At 46.1% G+C, this 16,932-nt stretch carries 15 protein-coding genes; 8 read left to right on the plus strand and 7 right to left on the minus strand.

The window, feature by feature from the left end; all coding sequences use genetic code 11:
• Positions 1 to 126 precede the first annotated feature (126 nt).
• Complete coding sequence (locus CPIN_RS23455; protein WP_044219537.1) at positions 127 to 324, plus strand: hypothetical protein; 198 nt, start codon at positions 127 to 129, stop codon at positions 322 to 324.
• A gap of 121 nt (positions 325 to 445) precedes the next feature.
• Here the strand turns inward: CPIN_RS23455 and CPIN_RS23460 are convergent, their stop codons facing one another.
• Positions 446 to 2,095: a sodium/sugar symporter gene (locus tag CPIN_RS23460; protein WP_012792332.1), complete on the minus strand. Its 1,650-nt coding sequence runs from the start codon at positions 2,093 to 2,095 to the stop codon at positions 446 to 448.
• Positions 2,096 to 2,232: 137 nt separating this feature from the next.
• Here CPIN_RS23460 and CPIN_RS23465 point away from each other — a divergent pair, with 137 nt between their 5' ends.
• Complete coding sequence (locus CPIN_RS23465; protein ID WP_012792333.1) at positions 2,233 to 3,273, plus strand: hypothetical protein; 1,041 nt, start codon at positions 2,233 to 2,235, stop codon at positions 3,271 to 3,273.
• 384 nt (positions 3,274 to 3,657) lie between these two features.
• Here CPIN_RS23465 and CPIN_RS23470 read toward each other — a convergent pair whose 3' ends face one another.
• Together CPIN_RS23470 and idi are read right to left on the minus strand one after the other, a co-directional pair.
• Positions 3,658 to 4,623: a (-)-gamma-cadinene synthase gene (locus CPIN_RS23470; protein WP_012792334.1), complete on the minus strand. Its 966-nt coding sequence runs from the start codon at positions 4,621 to 4,623 to the stop codon at positions 3,658 to 3,660.
• 37 nt (positions 4,624 to 4,660) lie between these two features.
• Positions 4,661 to 5,176, minus strand: a complete 516-nt coding sequence (gene idi, locus CPIN_RS23475) for an isopentenyl-diphosphate Delta-isomerase (RefSeq protein WP_012792335.1) — start codon at positions 5,174 to 5,176, stop codon at positions 4,661 to 4,663.
• Between the two features lie 309 nt (positions 5,177 to 5,485).
• On the opposite strand from idi, the gene CPIN_RS23480 reads away from it, so the two are divergent.
• The 4 genes from CPIN_RS23480 (at position 5,486) to CPIN_RS23495 (ending at position 9,622) form a co-directional block, all read left to right on the plus strand.
• Positions 5,486 to 5,965, plus strand: coding sequence for a free L-methionine (R)-S-oxide reductase MsrC (locus tag CPIN_RS23480; protein ID WP_012792336.1), 480 nt, complete (start codon positions 5,486 to 5,488; stop codon positions 5,963 to 5,965).
• A 29-nt stretch (positions 5,966 to 5,994) separates the two neighbouring features.
• A complete protein-coding gene (locus tag CPIN_RS23485) occupies positions 5,995 to 6,762 on the plus strand; it encodes a tyrosine-protein phosphatase (RefSeq protein WP_012792337.1) in 768 nt (255 codons plus the stop codon).
• A 10-nt stretch (positions 6,763 to 6,772) separates the two neighbouring features.
• Complete coding sequence (locus CPIN_RS23490; RefSeq protein ID WP_012792338.1) at positions 6,773 to 8,059, plus strand: nucleotide sugar dehydrogenase; 1,287 nt, start codon at positions 6,773 to 6,775, stop codon at positions 8,057 to 8,059.
• 873 nt (positions 8,060 to 8,932) lie between these two features.
• Positions 8,933 to 9,622, plus strand: a complete 690-nt coding sequence (locus tag CPIN_RS23495) for a response regulator transcription factor (RefSeq protein WP_012792339.1) — start codon at positions 8,933 to 8,935, stop codon at positions 9,620 to 9,622.
• A 219-nt stretch (positions 9,623 to 9,841) separates the two neighbouring features.
• On the opposite strand, the gene CPIN_RS36960 is transcribed toward CPIN_RS23495, so the two are convergent.
• Complete coding sequence (locus tag CPIN_RS36960) at positions 9,842 to 11,389, minus strand: sigma-54 interaction domain-containing protein (protein WP_012792341.1); 1,548 nt, start codon at positions 11,387 to 11,389, stop codon at positions 9,842 to 9,844.
• A gap of 538 nt (positions 11,390 to 11,927) precedes the next feature.
• Between CPIN_RS36960 and CPIN_RS23505 the strand changes: the two genes are divergently transcribed.
• Complete coding sequence (locus tag CPIN_RS23505) at positions 11,928 to 12,863, plus strand: hypothetical protein (protein ID WP_148230626.1); 936 nt, start codon at positions 11,928 to 11,930, stop codon at positions 12,861 to 12,863.
• Positions 12,864 to 13,363: 500 nt separating this feature from the next.
• On the opposite strand, the gene CPIN_RS23510 is transcribed toward CPIN_RS23505, so the two are convergent.
• Positions 13,364 to 14,131, minus strand: a complete 768-nt coding sequence (locus CPIN_RS23510) for a ThuA domain-containing protein (protein ID WP_012792344.1) — start codon at positions 14,129 to 14,131, stop codon at positions 13,364 to 13,366.
• A 55-nt stretch (positions 14,132 to 14,186) separates the two neighbouring features.
• Entirely contained in the window at positions 14,187 to 14,597 is a 411-nt protein-coding gene (locus CPIN_RS23515; RefSeq protein ID WP_148230627.1) for a hypothetical protein, read from the minus strand.
• A 282-nt stretch (positions 14,598 to 14,879) separates the two neighbouring features.
• On the opposite strand from CPIN_RS23515, the gene CPIN_RS23520 reads away from it, so the two are divergent.
• Positions 14,880 to 15,200, plus strand: coding sequence for an SWIB/MDM2 domain-containing protein (locus CPIN_RS23520; protein ID WP_012792346.1), 321 nt, complete (start codon positions 14,880 to 14,882; stop codon positions 15,198 to 15,200).
• 69 nt (positions 15,201 to 15,269) lie between these two features.
• Here CPIN_RS23520 and CPIN_RS23525 read toward each other — a convergent pair whose 3' ends face one another.
• Positions 15,270 to 16,718 (minus strand): T9SS type B sorting domain-containing protein, encoded by a 1,449-nt coding sequence (locus CPIN_RS23525; RefSeq protein WP_187294683.1) that lies wholly within the window; start codon positions 16,716 to 16,718, stop codon positions 15,270 to 15,272.
• Between the last annotated feature and the right edge of the window lie 214 nt (positions 16,719 to 16,932).

The following is a 16,932-nucleotide window of genomic DNA, read 5'->3' on the forward strand; positions in this document are numbered from 1 at the left end:
TTCGTGGAAATTGAAATGGAGAAATAAAGATCGTCTGCTATCCTAATTTACAAATTTCAATCGATTTCCGCAAATTCCATTTTTAATGGACATGCTGAGCGCCGGAATGTTGCGAAGATCTGCGCTGTGGATATAATTATCCTGCATAGCAGTCACCTGATTTCTACTTATAATAGGTATTCGCGTTGGCAACCCTGGACGAATTCCGTACCGGTAGATGTCGTATTGCGTAAGTCAGCAGATGATTATGGCGCACCTGGTAAAGATCCTTATTTTGGTTATGGTCAGATCAATGCGGGTAAGGCTGTGAGCCTGGTGAAATAACATCAGCTCCGTCAGAAACACTTACCTACCCTCACATCTAAGGGATACTACAGTATAAATAGTAAGAGGGCCTCTGCCAATGACGGAGACCCTCTTACTATTTATACCGTAGATGATATACTTACCAGAACACGGTGTACAATACGATCAGGATGGCTGTAATGATCACGCTACCTGCGATAAACACTGGTGTAGTGCGGAACAACGCCGGATCGATCACGATAATGCGCTTCTGATCTTTACTACGCTTATCCAGCAATGTAACGATTATCATCAGTGCTACCAGGAATACAAATACGATGGACATACGATCCAGGAAAGGATATTCCGGGAATGCGCCTTTGGTCCAGGTAGGCAGGAAGTTCAGAATAGCTGACAATGGAATAGTCAGTATTGCTGCCAGTAATGCGGCCAGAGAAGTGGTACGTCTCCAGAAGAAACCCAGCAGGAATATGGCCAGGATACCAGGAGAAATGTATCCTACACAGTCCTGGATGAACTGGTAAGCCTGATCAAGCGTCGTCAGTGCAGGCGCTACGATACAGGCGATCACCATTGATACGATTACAGCCACACGGCCTACTCTTACCAGGTGTTTTTCACTTGCCTGCTTGTTAAAATAACGGTGATAGATATCGAGTGAGAAGATGGTAGAGATACTGTTCAGTTTACCCGCCAATGATGCCACAATAGCGGCAGTCAGTGCTGCAAAGGCCAGTCCTTTCAGACCTACCGGCAACAGGTTCATGAGGGTCGGGTATGCCAGGTCAGGCTTTACCACACCGGCAGCGTTTCTGAGTTCGTCGTTAAATACGCCTTCCTTGAACAGTACATAAGCCGTAATACCTGGGATTACCGCAATCAGCGGAATCAGCAGTTTCAGGAAAGCGGCAAACAGGATACCATTACGGGCAGTTTTCAGATCCGCACCCAGGGCACGCTGAATGATATACTGGTTACATCCCCAATAGTTGAGATTGTTGATCCACATACCACCAACGATCACGGAGAGGCCCGGCAGGTCTTTATAATATGGGTGATCCGAAGAGAAGATCATATGGAAATGCGTGTCTGCGCGCTCATGTACGATAGCTAGTCCTTTGAGGATATTGTCACCGTAACCGAAGTGATTAGACACCATTTGCAGTGCGAGGTAAGTAGTAGCCAGACCGCCTACGATCAGGACAAATACCTGTATCACGTCGGTATAACCGATCACCTTCATACCTCCCAGGGTCACTAACAGGGCAAAGATGGCCAACCCGATGATACACCAGAAGAACGGTATACCCGAAATAGCTGTAATCGCCAGTGCCCCCAGGTACACGATAGAGGTCAGGTTGACGAGTACGTACACCACCAGCCAGAAAATGGCCATGATTGTACTCACCGTGGCGTTGTACCGTTCCAGGAGGAACTGGGGCATGGTGTAGATCTTGTTTTTCAGGTAGATCGGGATGAAGAAGATGGCTACGATGATCAGGGTAGCTGCAGCGATCCACTCATAGGAAGAGATGGCCAGACCAAGGGCAAAACCGGAACCGGACTGTCCGATAAAATGTTCTGCCGAGATATTGGAAGCAATCAGGGAGGCCCCGATCGCCCACCATGTCAGGGAGCCTTCTGCCAGGAAAAAGTCCTTCGTACTTGCCGTTTTGGATCTTTTACGCTGAAAAATATAGTAGCCGAAGCCGGCGACAATAATAAAATAGATAAAAAACACGAGGTAGTCCAGGCTACCTAAGTGGTGTGTATCAGCTGATTGATTCATATCAGGGATTTAAAGGCCCGTTCACAAGCTGTTTTCAGACCCTAGCACTAAGTTTGATAATTGAAAAAGCGGGTCAAGATACTTAATAAAACATTATTTCAATAGTCCGCATTGTTTTTACGTTATATTTACCCTGTATGTTAGAAGTTGATAAAAAGGAAGCCCACCTCCTGCAGAAGGCGGTGCGGCAATGGGAATCCGAAAACCTTATAACCCCGGAACAGGCCACCCGCCTGAAAGAGACCTGGCGTATACGTCAAGGTGACTGGCAGGTGGTAACACTCTACATTTTCATTGCCGCCATTTCCTGTGCGCTGATGGCTTTCGGTTCGCTGGTACTGGATGAAAAATGGATTGAGGTATTACGGTTGAAATTCTCCCTGACAGATGGCATTATTGCTACCCTTTTTGCGGCACTGACGGTATTTCTTTGTTTCAATGGTTACCGCCGTCAGCAACGCAATCCGGACTACTCCCTGAACAGGGAATTATTCTGGCTACTCCCTGTTTTAAGTGTCGGCGTCAGCGTGGTATACCTGGGCAAGACCCTTCAGTACCTGAATGGCAATTATGGCGTCTTCTGGCTGCTGGCCACGGCGGCATACGGAATATTGGGTATATTGCTGTCTTCCCGGCTGATGTGGACGGCTACGCTGTTATGTCTGATACCTGCTTATGTCAAGCTCACCTACTATATTTCAGATGACAAAGCCTTTTTCCTTGGCATGAACCTGCCCTGCCGCATGATATTGCTGGCGGTTATTATGGTAGGTATCCACTGGATTTTCCGCAATAACCGTTTATACAAACAGGTGAAACACATTACGTGGGTGGGCAGCTGGTTGCTATTGCTTTTATCCGGCTGGATGATCTCTATTTTTGGTAATAGTGCTTCCTGGGATGAATGGCAGCAGGTCAGGCAGGTCAGCTTACTCTGGTGGGTAGGCGCATTTACCGTTTTATGTGTACTTGTGCTTGTATGGGGTATCAAGGCTCATGATACGATGGTCAGGGATATGGCGGTGTTGTTTCTGCTGCTTAATCTGTACACTCGATATTTTGAATATTTATGGGACCGTACACATAAAGGTGTGTTTTTTACGGTACTGGCACTTTCTTTCTGGTGGCTGGGGAAATTGCTGGAGAGAAGATTGAAGGCCAGGTCGGGAAAGAATTGAAAATTAAAATAGTAAGGGCGTCCGCTGATAGCAGACGCCCTTACTATTTTAATAAATGAAATGCGCAGCGGTTGTCAATACAATCCGGTTGTTATTGCTGTCATTACTGATTGAAGAATGAGTGCTGATTTTGACTGATAGTTGTTTAAAAGCCTGGTCATCATTCATGCTTATCTTTACAGCGTTCAATCTTTGCTTCGCAGATTAATGCCTGCTACCTGGCATCTGTTATTAGCGTAATTCCAGTCGTTGTGTAATGTGATTTTTACTGTCCAATCCTGCATCCATCATCAGTCATGACTGCCTATTTCCGCGCCTGATAGCTACTATTTACAATGCTTCCGGACATCATCTCGCTGATCTTTGCTGCGTTCCAACGTTGAATCAGGAATTGATCACTACTTCCACCTCTTTCACCTGGTACCTTCCGGTATCATGATAACTCCAGTCATAATTTGCTGTAATCCAGGAGCGAAGCACTGCCATAAACCGCTCCAGTTCCCTATCCATTTCCGCGCCAAAGGAAGGCAGCAGTTTTTCGAGGGCGGTAAACAGTTTTACCTCTTCATTATGCATCCTGGCGGTCTCGTTGACAGCTTCCTGCAAGGTGCTGTTACGTTCATGCTGTAGTACCAGTACGAGATTATGTACATCTCCCTGTCTGGCTTCTTTAGCGCAGGAGAAGATGTCATTGGCCCAGCATACGATGTTATTGCAGGCGAGTACCAGACGCTGTACGATAAAGTGTTGGAGGATGTGGGCAGGCAGATACACTTTTTCTATGATCTCGATGGCTTCCACATCGGCGAACAATGCACCGGTGTAAGGGCGCATGGTGACATATTCTGCGACGGTAGGAACGATATCCGCCGCTCTGTTGCCGGCCTCCCAGTGGCAGGAAGTAAAATATTCCTCCATACTTCTGATGAAACGTGTCTGCCAGGCGGTATCGCCGAGGGCTTGCATACGTTCCCAGATGTCGGTGAAACTTCTTCCCAGCACGGTGTCAACGGGTGTATTATGTTTCAGTATGTTCATGAAGCCGTCTGTAACATGTTCCAGGTAAACGGCTTTCTTTCCCAGTTGTGCTTCATCACACTGGTCATCCAGCATAAACAGCCAGGTGTTGAAGTTGGCGATGGTACACAGTTCATGAAAACCGGCATGAGGAAATGCCCTTGCGGCTAACCAGGCAAAACGGGACCTGTCAAAACGGGCCATAGCTTCGGGCGTTGTGATAAAGCCAAAATCGGCTACCCATTGACGGTTTTGCTCGTGTGCTGCTGTTACAAATTGGTTAATAAGAGAGGGGAACGGATAAATTATCCGAGGCAAGGTGATCGTTGGCATAGTAAAGTGGGTTAAGAGGGTTTGGGTTAAAGGGAGGTCATTCCCTTAATTTGTCTATAACTCTGGAAAAGGCCAGCCTGAACCAGCTGGTGAACTGCTGAGGGTTTGCTGTTAGCTGCCGGTCAATTTCTTCTACCGGTAAATAATGAAACGCATGTACCTCCCCTGGATCCGGGTTGATCGCTCCGTTATAGACACCCACCCATACATGGTCGTACTCATGCTCAATCAGACCATTGTCAAATTCTGTACGGTAAGTAAACTGGAATAGCTCACGCAAGGGACAGTCAAATCCCATTTCTTCCGAAAGACGGCGATGAGTGGCCGCTTCCACTGTTTCACCCGGTAAGGGGTGGCTACAGCAGGCGTTCGTCCATAAACCGCCGGAATGATATTTATCGAGCGCCCGCTGTTGTAACAGCATTTCGCCCTGATCATTCATAATAAACACGGAAAAAGCTCTGTGGAGCAGGCCTTTCTCGTGTGCTTCCATTTTTTCCATCAATCCTGTCTCCTCGTCGCGTTCATTCACCAATATTACCTGTGCTTTCATACAATGACAAATATATGGTTCATAATTTATGTAAACGAATTCCGGCAGGTATAAGCACCCTTATAGCAGCAACGAACCGTCGCCCGGAGGAGAGTGATTAGTCATCATAACAGGTGTCTTTTAATGTAACGTTTAAAAATTCTGGTTGATGGATTTTCAATAGGGATATTGCTGACGGCAGCGGTGGGTTAAAACTTACAGCATTAAATTACGCATTTATTTGTTCATTTTATCTTTTCCGTTTGTTCATTTTATCTCTCCCTGCAGCCGTTTTGCATAGCTCCCTCCAAGTTTCATATATTTGCAGTTATGGCAGAAGATCTGAGCATCGTTAAAGGAGACAAGACAGCAGAATATCAATCTATTATTCCGCAGATAAAAGCACTGGTGACGGGTGAACCCGACCTCATCGCCAACCTGGCCAACACCGTAGGAGCACTGAAAGAACAGTTCAACTGGTTCTGGGTTGGATTTTATCTTGTAAAAGGTGATGAACTGGTACTGGCACCCTTCCAGGGACCTGTAGCCTGCACCCGCATCAAAAAAGGACGCGGCGTTTGCGGTACCAGCTGGGCAGAAGCAAAAACACTCATCGTCCCTGATGTAGAAGCTTTCCCCGGACATATCGCCTGCAGCAGTCTGTCCAAATCAGAAATAGTAGTTCCTGTTATCCGTAATGGCGTGGTTATTGGTGTATTAGATGTCGACAGCGAACTACTCAATCATTTCGATGAAACAGATCAGCAGTTTCTTGAAGAGATAGTAGCGTCCCTCGATTTTGGCGCATAACTTCATTATACCAGACCCATAAACCAATTATGTTTTTTTTCCGCAAGAAGTCCGATACAACTAATGCGAACATTCCGTTCCTCGCCGGAATAGAAACCGACATCCATTCTCACCTGGTGCCGGGAGTAGACGATGGCGTACAGGATGTTGAAACCTCTGTCCGTTTCATTGAAACACTGCACGAACTGGGCATCCAGAAGGTGATTACCAGTCCGCATATCATTATAGACCGCTATCCGAATTCCGCTGAAACACTCAGCGCACCTTTCCAGACCGTAAAAGAAGCATTACTGGCGAAAGGGTCTGCCGTTAGCTTCCACCATGCCGCTGAATACTACATGGACGAATACTTTGAAGAACTCATGAAATCTTCCCGCCTGCTCACCCTCAACGGTGAACTGCTGCTGGTGGAAATCTCCTTCATGTGTGCGCCCCCACAGCTGCATCAGTGGCTATTCGAACTATCCGCTCAGGGCTACCGCCCCATCCTGGCACATCCGGAGCGTTATAACTACTATCACCAGGAAACAGAAGAATACAGGACCTTCAAACAGCGGGGTTGCTACCTCCAGGTCAATCTTCTCTCCCTCGCAGGTTATTATGGCCGGCATATCCAAAAAGCCGCCGAATGGCTAATCGAAGAGGAACTGGTCGATTTTATCGGTACAGACCTGCATCATGATAAACATCTGCAAGCCATCAAAGCTATTGCGAAAGACAAAAAGCTGGTAAAACTGCTTGAGAACTATCCTTTTAAAAATAAGACGCTGACGACCGCCGCACAGGTGATAAAGTAACCAATACGACATGATAGCAGTTATCGGCTTAGGCTATGTGGGCCTCCCCCTTGCAATTGAGTTTGCCAGAAAGTATAAAGTGCTGGGCTTTGATATCAACGCTGCGCGCGTCCATGAACTGTGCAACGAACAGGATAAAACCCGTGAAGCCGACATAGATGCCCTCCGCGAAGTACTGAAACAAGGAGCCAATACAGACGCCTCCGTCTCCGGCGGACTACAGCTTTCTTCCGATAAAAATGACCTGAAAGCCTGTCAGATATACATCGTTACCGTTCCCACTCCCATAGACCAGTTCAAATCACCCGATCTCACCTTCCTGCTGGGCGCCTCCGCCATGCTGGGCACCGTACTCAAACCAGGTGATATCGTTATTTATGAATCCACCGTATATCCGGGATGTACAGAAGATGACTGCGTACCTGTACTGGAAGCACATTCCGGCCTACGTTACAACCAGGACTTTTTTGTAGGTTATTCGCCCGAAAGGATTAACCCCGGTGATAAAGTCAATACCCTCACAAAGATCAAAAAAGTAACCAGCGGCTCCACTCCGGAAATAGCAACCCGTATCGACGAACTATACGCTTCCATCATCACTGCCGGTACGCATAAAGCCCCCAGCATTAAAGTAGCAGAAGCCTCCAAAGCCATCGAAAATGCGCAACGCGACGTCAATATTTCCTTTGTGAATGAACTGGCCCTGATCTTCGACCGTATCGGTATCGATACCAACGATGTCATCGAAGCAGCCGCTACTAAATGGAACTTTTTGAAATATAAACCCGGTCTGGTCGGTGGACACTGTATCGGTGTAGATCCTTATTACCTGGCACATAAAGCCGAGTCATTAGGATACCATCCACAGGTTATTCTCTCCGGCAGACGCGTCAATGACCAGATGGGTTACTTCGTAGCCAGTAAGGTGGTTAAACTCATGATCGAAAAAGATCATAAGATTAAGGGCGCTCATGCCCTGATCATGGGAATCACATTTAAGGAGAATTGTCCTGATGTCCGGAATACGCGTGTTGTTGACATTTACCATGAATTGAAGCAATACGGACTTGATGTTACGGTGTATGATCCATGGGCAGATCCGGAGGAAGTGAAAAAAGAATATGGCGTGCCTACTGTCACTAAACTGGAAGGAACGGAAGTCTTTGACGCCATGGTGATTGCGGTGGCACACCGGGAATTTCTGAGCTTCGACTTTAAAAAATTTGGCAGCAGTAATGCGGTTATTTTTGATACCAAAGCTTGTATAGACAGGGATTTGGTGGATGGAAGACTGTAAAGCGAACTGTAATTATATTGAAAAAGCGTCTGCCGATGGTGGACGCTTTTTTGTTTCAAGTGGGTTTAGCGGATTATGTTAAATATTGGACGGTCTGCTGCGGGTTGAGGTGGGACGCCGGGCTAAGGCCCTTTGTCTCTACCTCAACCCCTCCGCTGATAATGCCTGTCGTTTAAGTAAGAGTGGCTGAATACTAATGCTCTTACTCTGCCATATACTGATTGTTATTGTACTTCACACTATATCATCAATTACAGGAATAGCACTTTCTACGAAAAGCATTATCCGCACATAGCGTCATTGGATGGAGACAGCCCGGTCACAGCGAAGGATTTCAGATGGAGACCCTGGCCTTAGCTCTTGAAGTATGTCCATCCGCTTGATACGGGTTAAACAGATATTCAAAAGCCAAACACGACCATCCAAGCCCCATGCATAGGAACTTCAAAGAGCGTCATCCAGTCGTCCCATCTGAAACCGAAGCGTAAGACCTAACCCTGAAAACAATGACTGCAACTGCAATTACAAACCAAAACCTGCACATTCATGCACCTCCAAGATCATCGCCAGTACTCCTAACCAATAATTTAACGTTTCTCAAAACGATATTCTCTTTTTTATATACAAAATCAATTAGTTGTAATAATTTCCTTACCTTTACTTCAGTACGCTGCTTTTGCAATACAGAGAAAAAAAATCCCATATCTTTCTTCCAAAGCCTCACTACTTGTTATTGTTCTATTATAACCTTGTCATGTCCGGCCTAAAAGCCCGCCAATTTATTAACCATTAAAAGGCGAAGTATTAACCTAATAACCAAGATTCTCAAAAAACAGCTATAAGCGGCTGATTTTAGGGGATAAACCATGTACCATGAATACACCTTATCCGGCTGCCTCCGCCCTACAGGAGGCCCCCCATTCAAGAATCCTGCTGGTAACAGGAGACGCTGCTATTCTCCGGAAGTTCCGTCAATTGCTGCTGCCTACGTATGATGTCGTGGCGACTAATACTGTGGCTGAAGCTATTGATATTGCCAACCGCCAGTTACCTGACCTGATCCTGTGTGACGTATTAGTAGCCGATACTTCGGGCTACCAGTTCCTGATCTCATTGCGGGACGATCCATCCATGAAACACCTGCCCTTTATTCTGTTTAACCGACTACATGTCGCGTCTAATATCAGGAAAGGTATGAACCTTGGTGCGGATGATTTCCTGGTCTTCCCCTTCACCGGTGATGAATTGATCAAGAGCATACAATCCCGGCTCAACAGATATCAGCATATCCGCGAGACCATGCAACCACGCGAAACGCTGATCCGTCAACTACACGTGGAAGGTAAAAATCCTATCAATGAGCGCCTGAGTAAAACAGAAGCGAAAATCCTGGATATGATCGCCAGGGGAATGAGCAGCAGGGACATTGCATCCTACAAATGCATTAGTGTACGCACGGTAGACAACCACCGGCATAACATTACTAAAAAGCTCCAGCTTTCAGGACCAAATGCACTGGTAAAATTTGCGATCGGTTATGGCGGTGTGTTAAGCAGACAATAGTCAGTACAAAATCTTTATGATGTCCGGTTATGCCATTTCCGTATCCGGTGTGGCGGATGTGTGCCTGCTTGTAAAGACCAGTATGGAAACGTTATTTAAAGCATGGCCCGATGTATGACAAGACAGGTAACGCGTAGACAATGTTTAACGCATGATACATCCGCTGTGCAATACCCACTTACACCGGACGATGATAAAGGTTTGGGGTCTGAACTATGTTTAGCGCACAACATGTTCCTTCACAATACCCAGCTTTTTCATCCGCGCTTCCAGCGTGGTAGGTTTGATATCCAGAAGATCTGCAGCGCCCTGCGGACCTCTGATCCTGCCATTGGAATAACGAAGCGCCCTGATAATGGTCTGCCGTTCTGTTTCCGCCAGCGTAAGCAACGGCGACAGACTATTACCATCTGCCTCCAATGCTTTTCGGTTTCCGGGAACAGCGATGGTAATCTGTGGTTCGTCACTTGAAATAACTGCGCGTTCTACCATGTGTTCCATTTCCCGGATATTTCCCGGCCAGGTATAATCCATCAGTGCCAGCACGGATCCGGATGCAATATGCCGTATGGGTTTTCCATACTTCATAGCGGCATTGCGGGCAAAATGCTGTAACAACAATGGAATGTCTTCCCTGCGCTCCCGCAGGGCCGGCAGGTGTATGGGAAATACGTATAAACGGTAATACAGGTCCTGACGGAAACGCCCCTGTCTCACTTCTTCTTCCAATGTCCTGTTGGTGGCCGCAATAATACGCACATTGACGGGAATGGTCTCCGTCCCTCCGATACGTTCAATTTCCTTCTCCTGGATCACACGCAGTAGTTTCGCCTGCATATCAAGGGGTAATTCGCCGATTTCATCGAGGAAAAGGGTACCGCCTTCCGCCATCTCAAATTTGCCGATACGGCGGTGAATAGCGCCTGTAAATGCCCCTTTCTCATGACCGAACAACTCCGACTCTATGAGCTGGGGTGGCAATGCGGCACAATTGATTTTGACGAAGGCTTTCTGCCTGCGCATAGAAGAAAGGTGGATGGCCTCTGCAAATAGCTCCTTACCAGTGCCCGTTTCTCCGGTCAGCAGCACCGTCGCATCTGTAGGCGCGACCTGCCTGACCTGTTGTATCACCGGACGTAAAGCGATCCCACTGACCAGCTTCGCCGGCAGCAGATCATTATACAATAGCAGTTCAGCGCCGTCACCGCCCATATCCTCCTCCTGCAACCATTGCGGCAAGGCGTCCAGCAACATCAGTTTCAGGGTGGCGGCAGAAAGCAGTCCGGCGTAACGTTTCACGGAGATCTGCAATGATTTGGGGAAGGTATTATGATGTTTAGCCAGCAGACATAAAAAACCAAAGCTATTGGTATGGTTACGCAAAGGCAGTATCAGCATCTCCCGCACCCCACTATTGAAAAGAGTCGTCTGTAAAGCTGACCTTCTGTCAGGCGCATACATCTCCAGTACCCCTGAAATATTGTCCTGCATAAAATGCTCGCTTACCTTCTGAGGTAGCGGCAGTAAGGTTAACCCCTCTGTTTTGTGGCACCAGCGACTGATCGTCCCATTTCCGTCAGCGATACCAATCAATACAGAGATCGTATGCAGGTAAGGACGCAACACAGTATGAATAAATGCAAAAAGATCATTTTCATTCCTGATCGACCCGATTGCTCCTCTCCAGTCTACATGTCCATTCTCAGACTGTATTTCCGGCAATGTCCCTTCCGGTAATAACAGTTCTATCAACGCTAACAAATCCATAGTTCCATAACTATTACATGAATAGAATTCCCGGTGACATCGCTGTCTCCGGGGCAACAACTCCAGTATTTCGTGTATGCGGTTAGAGTTCTCCAATATATTGGAGCATAATTTCGATTGAAAAATGCTCCATATGGTTGGTTTACAAATAATTACCCTACTGGCATAGTGGTTGAGTCTTTAAAGGCTAACTATGGGGGGACAGGAAAATGGGAATTTACTCCGTTATCGTTGGCTTTTCATAGCATTTGATGATTGTCATGAATACCTACGGGCAGCTAACAAAAAGGATACCACAATAATGGTGCAGTTAGGAGTCCTTGGTAACCCCGGTTAACTATATCGTTAAAAACCATATTGTAAATAGCATAAGAAACCTGATTAACCATCCGAATACCATTTTAAAACCATCTGGACATTTTGCCGGTACGTTTTTAGATCCTTTATTGAAAAATCAATTTTTAGTTAGATGATGTCCTTTAATGTTGTGACCATTTATGATAACCGACGGTGGGATCGTTTTGTCAAAAACGCCCACATGTCCGACTTCAATCATACCTGGCACTATCACAGTACGGCCGCTGATGGCGAGCCGCTGCTGCTTGTCTATGAAGAAGAAACCGAATTCATTGCGTTGCCCGTTATCAGAAAACATGAAGGTGAAGCTGACGGTAAACGTCAGTATGCCCTTTACAGTTATGCAGGTCCCATCTGCAGTACCAATTTTGCATCGCTTAACAGCGGCATGCAGGAACGCTTTGAAAGTGTGTTGAAGGTTTTTCTTGAACAGCATACGATCATAAGTGTATCTGTTCAGTTACATCCTTTAATCCATAAAAATTTTAAACCGCTCGGACTCGGCGTACTACGGAAAAATCCGGAAAGTATGCTGATCAATGTGAGTGATGGTCCCGACATGCGTCAGGAACATTATGGGGACAATTTTGCCAATGAAGTAACCCTGCTCAAACGGAAAGGATATACCGTACGCCAGGCCGTCGCTATCCAGGATGTCGATTCTTTCGGAGAAATCTTCCGTCGTAATATCTCCCCTCTGAATAATGGCGCTGCGGATCACTATGATAAAGCCTGGTTCAGACAAATGTTGCGCCCCGGAGGCTTTGACAGCAGTCTGCTACTGGCCGCTCAGGGTACACAAACCGCCGCCGGCGCCCTGCTCACCTTCTGCAATGACCTGATGCAGTTCCACCTGGCCGCTACGCACGAGAACTTTCTCTTTGATGCACCATTACGGATCCTGCTACACGAAGCAGTGATGTTGGGAAAAACTTTGGGGATGCAGTATATGCAACTCGAAGGACTTGCGGGAAGACCGGAAGTTTTGTTTGCATGTAAGGCCTTCAGTCCGGAGTTATATCCCGGTTTTAAAACCTGGCAAATCTCTTACGGCGAAGCAGACTGTCGCGACGCACGATCCAGGAAACTCTTGCAGCCCTTATCTGTGGCTGTCTGAATAGAACAGACCTAAAATAAAAAGAGCGTTCTTAAAGAACGCTCTTTTTTTATGCAGAGGAGATTTATACAAAAGAAAACGGCCAACCATGAATGGAAAGCCGGTCTTTCATCCATTGTTTGTTAACCCCAGTTGTCGAATCCTATTTGGCAACTGGGGCTACCCTCACACGGATTGTTAATGCAATATTAAGACTTTGCTAATTAGAAAGTTGTTAATCCTTGGTTAACGAAAATTTATTGTTGATTCATATTTCCGCTACAGGGTGACACGTTTGTTGGATGTATAAACATACAGTATTTTGTCTGCGCGAATATGCATTGTATTTTTTTACCACGTTTACAGGGAATTTGAACCTTTTCGGTATATGCAACCGTTTGGTGACAACTAGAGTCAATACATTATTAGTATGATTTTTAGCCCCGGAAAAAAAGTCGCTATTCCGTATAGATTTGCCGAAAAACGTAAAATTCTGACAATCTCATGACAGAATTTTCACCCTATTTTTTCTTTACAGCCCAAAAAATGGCATTTCTGAAGAGGGTCTTGTAAGCTATATTCTCAAAAAGATCGGGAGAATGACCCATAAAAATGTAGATATTCCTCGCCTTATAAGCCGGGTTAGTCCAGATAACCGGATGATCGCCCATTGTTTTTGACGATGCCGGCACATAAGAATGCTCATCGACGTTCGCCAATACATGTACGTTCGGACGCGGATCCCGGTCGTAAATATACCACTCCTCCGTTTTTACATTAAAAACCGGGGGAACACCCTTAAATACAGGATGGGAAGCGTCTTCTACATGTACGTCGCCCGCCGCAAAGTTTGCTATATAATCTTTGAAACGAATCTGCCCCATAAACTGGTAAAACCAGTTCCACAGACCATAACCGTCAAATTCACCCAGCAAAGTCGCATGGTGAAACCCGATCCATCCACCCCTCCCCTCGTTCACATACTGCTCAAATGCCTTTACCGCCGGTTCCTTCCAGGCATACGGGGGATAATCCAGTTGAATAAACAACTGATAATTAGACAAATACGCACTATCTATTTTGTCTGTGTTTTCAATGTAATCGATCGCGAAATTGCTGTCAGCCGCCAGTTTGTCCAGCCAGACTTTCGCCGCTTTAGAATATGCAAGATGATGACCACCGTTTTCCGACAGTGCTAATACGCGGAAACGGGGTTTTGCAGGTTGTAATGCCAGTAAAGAACCAAGGATTATAATAACGGGAATGGAGAGAAAAGAACGCAGGTACATAACGATGAAGATATATTCATCCTAAAATAATACTTCTATCCTAATAATACTAACGTCAGGACCTGCCGGCGAAGGGTCTTGCCGGAACATCCTGATTACCCGCTATAAAAGCCCGGATCAGGCCATTGACATGCGCCAGGATCTCCGCCTCACTATTAAAAGCACCCATTGGACCATTCAATTGAATTGTTCCGTCGCCTACTGCAAAATTAAACTTCCTGCCATCTTTAAAATTGATCAAAAACCGGTAAATACCCGGTATCTGCAAGCGTCGCTGACTGAAAGTCACCTTGTCGAAGTCCTGTATACAGAAACGTTTCCCTTTCATATTGAACAGATTATACACGATCACCTCTCCGTTCTCAAAGTACACCGAATAAGATTTACGGGTAAATTCAATACAGAAAAATGACAGCAAAGCCCAGGCTAGTATGGCAAACAGATTCCAGGGCAGGTCTATTTCCATAAATATGAGGATTGGTGCGCCCGCTAAGAAAATAAGGCCCACAAGCTGGTACATAGGGGTATTATCATTCAGTATTAACAGGCGATTGGCAGAGGTAGTCATGTGACAGGAGCAAATACGCTTTAACTAATGCAACAAAGGTATAATTAACATTTAAAACTAAGAATCATGACAATATTAGTGGCTAAATTCTTAATTCTTAATTGCCTAATTCCTGATTCCCCTAATTGGGGCATAGTATTTGGTGTTGCGTGGGTATTACAATCATAAAAAAGGTTTACAATGCCTACTTCAAAACAAACGACAGCAAAACCAGCAGCAAAAACCACTACAAAAGCAGCTCCTGCAAAAGAAGGCGGTGGCAAAGGATTGAAAGCCCCACTGACTCCAAGCGCAGATCTGGCAGCAGTTATCGGTAGTGATCCGCTGCCAAGAACAGAGATCACTAAAAAGATCTGGGATTACATTAAAGAACACAATCTGCAGGATGCCCAGAATAAACGCCTGATCAACGCAGATGAAAAACTGAAGAAAGTATTCAACGGTAAAGACCAGATCTCTATGTTCGAACTGGCCAAAGAAATGAATCAGCACGTTAAATAAGTTAACCTCGTTACCTTACTCAGCAAAGTGATATTTTCAGATTGCCGCCGTAAAGCGGCAATCTTTTTTTTATCTCACCAGCATCAAGGTTCCCTGCTGCTGCATGGCCTGTTGCTTACTATCCGTATAAGTCACTACCCACAAATAACTTCCGGCCGGCACACCTGCTCCTTTCTGCGTACCGTCCCATCCTGTATCCGGATTACGGCATTCAAAAATCAGCTGTCCCCATCTTCCATATACCGTCATCCTGAAATCACTCACCGCATCATGTATCTTTGCACGGAAAATGTCATTCATGCCGTCTCCATTCGGACTAAATGCGTTTGGCATCAATACCGCGCATTCACGACTCTCTCTCGACACATTCGTACTCCCCCTGATCTCACAATGATGCTGATCCGTGATACGATAAGTATATTCACCTGACTCTAACGGCACAATAATACTATCCGGACCTGGCGGCACACCAGATACTTCATAGGTATACGGCCGCGTACCTCCTGTTACTGTGAATTCCAGTTTTCCGTCTTTTACATTACTACAACTGGCAGCACCGGTTCTGACGGACTGCACTTCCATCCGCTCTATTGCCGGTATATTAAATTGTTTTATTTTCAACACACAACTAAATACATCTTTTACTGCCAGATCATAATTACCTGGTTGCAGATTTTCAAACACCGCACTTTTTTGATAAGTAGCACCACCATTCATACTAAACAAATACGGATTTTCTCCCCCAGCTGTTATAATAGTGATCTTCCCCTTGTCGCCATAACAACGTAATTCAGCTGACTGAACATCCGCCGTCATCTCATACTCGCCTACCATTACTTCCTGTGAAGCATTGGCGCCACTGGCGCTCGTAACCGTCACGCGGTAATTTCCTTTATCCAGATGCGACACGACTGAATCTTTATATCCTCCCGGTTCCCAGTGATACTGATAAGGTCCTGTACCCGCTGTTACATCCACAGATACCTGGCCCTCCTGCTGACCTTTACAGGTGTTACGTGCTGTTGCTGATATACGGGGCACTTCCGAAATATAAGGTGAGAAATTATCTACGAGCACTGCCGAATACATCTGCTTGCAGGTGCTATCCCGGTAAGGACCGAATACAAAATATTTATAGTCCTTCTCCGGTGTGAATGTCGCCTTATAAGTACGCCATTCTTTATGCGTAAAAATACCGGACTGCCATAAAACATCCCCTTTCTCACCGGGTGCGTTAGCGCCATAGATGACCATTCCGCCATAACACATGGGAGCAGAAAAATACCGTTCAGGAAAGGCGAGTCCGAACGAAATAGTATACGATCTGTTAGCCCGCAACGGCGTTACCAGTTCCTGCGCCAGTCGCTCAGACCAGACCGCCCCGGCAATCATCCCGATATATGTGTTTCCGTCCATAGGTGGTGTATTCACCCCCACCCACCCAGGCTGCACATCGGGCGACTGCTCAAAACGCTTCCATGGCGCTGGCGGCAGCGGCGCTAATAAAGGAGATTCCATTGACGGATTTCCCAGCTCGATATCCTGGGCATGTACCTGATTAAGGCCAGTAAATAAGAAACTTAAACACAGTAATAGGCCACAGGCATGCCTAATGACTGCAGTACCCCGCAGACATAAACACTCCGGCTTGTTCATAGGATCGAAATAGTCAGGTGATTCAAATAGTATCAACAACGGGTTTATCCAAGCGATAAACTAAACCCGGCAGGCT

Source organism: Chitinophaga pinensis DSM 2588 (assembly GCF_000024005.1).
GTDB lineage: Bacteria > Bacteroidota > Bacteroidia > Chitinophagales > Chitinophagaceae > Chitinophaga > Chitinophaga pinensis.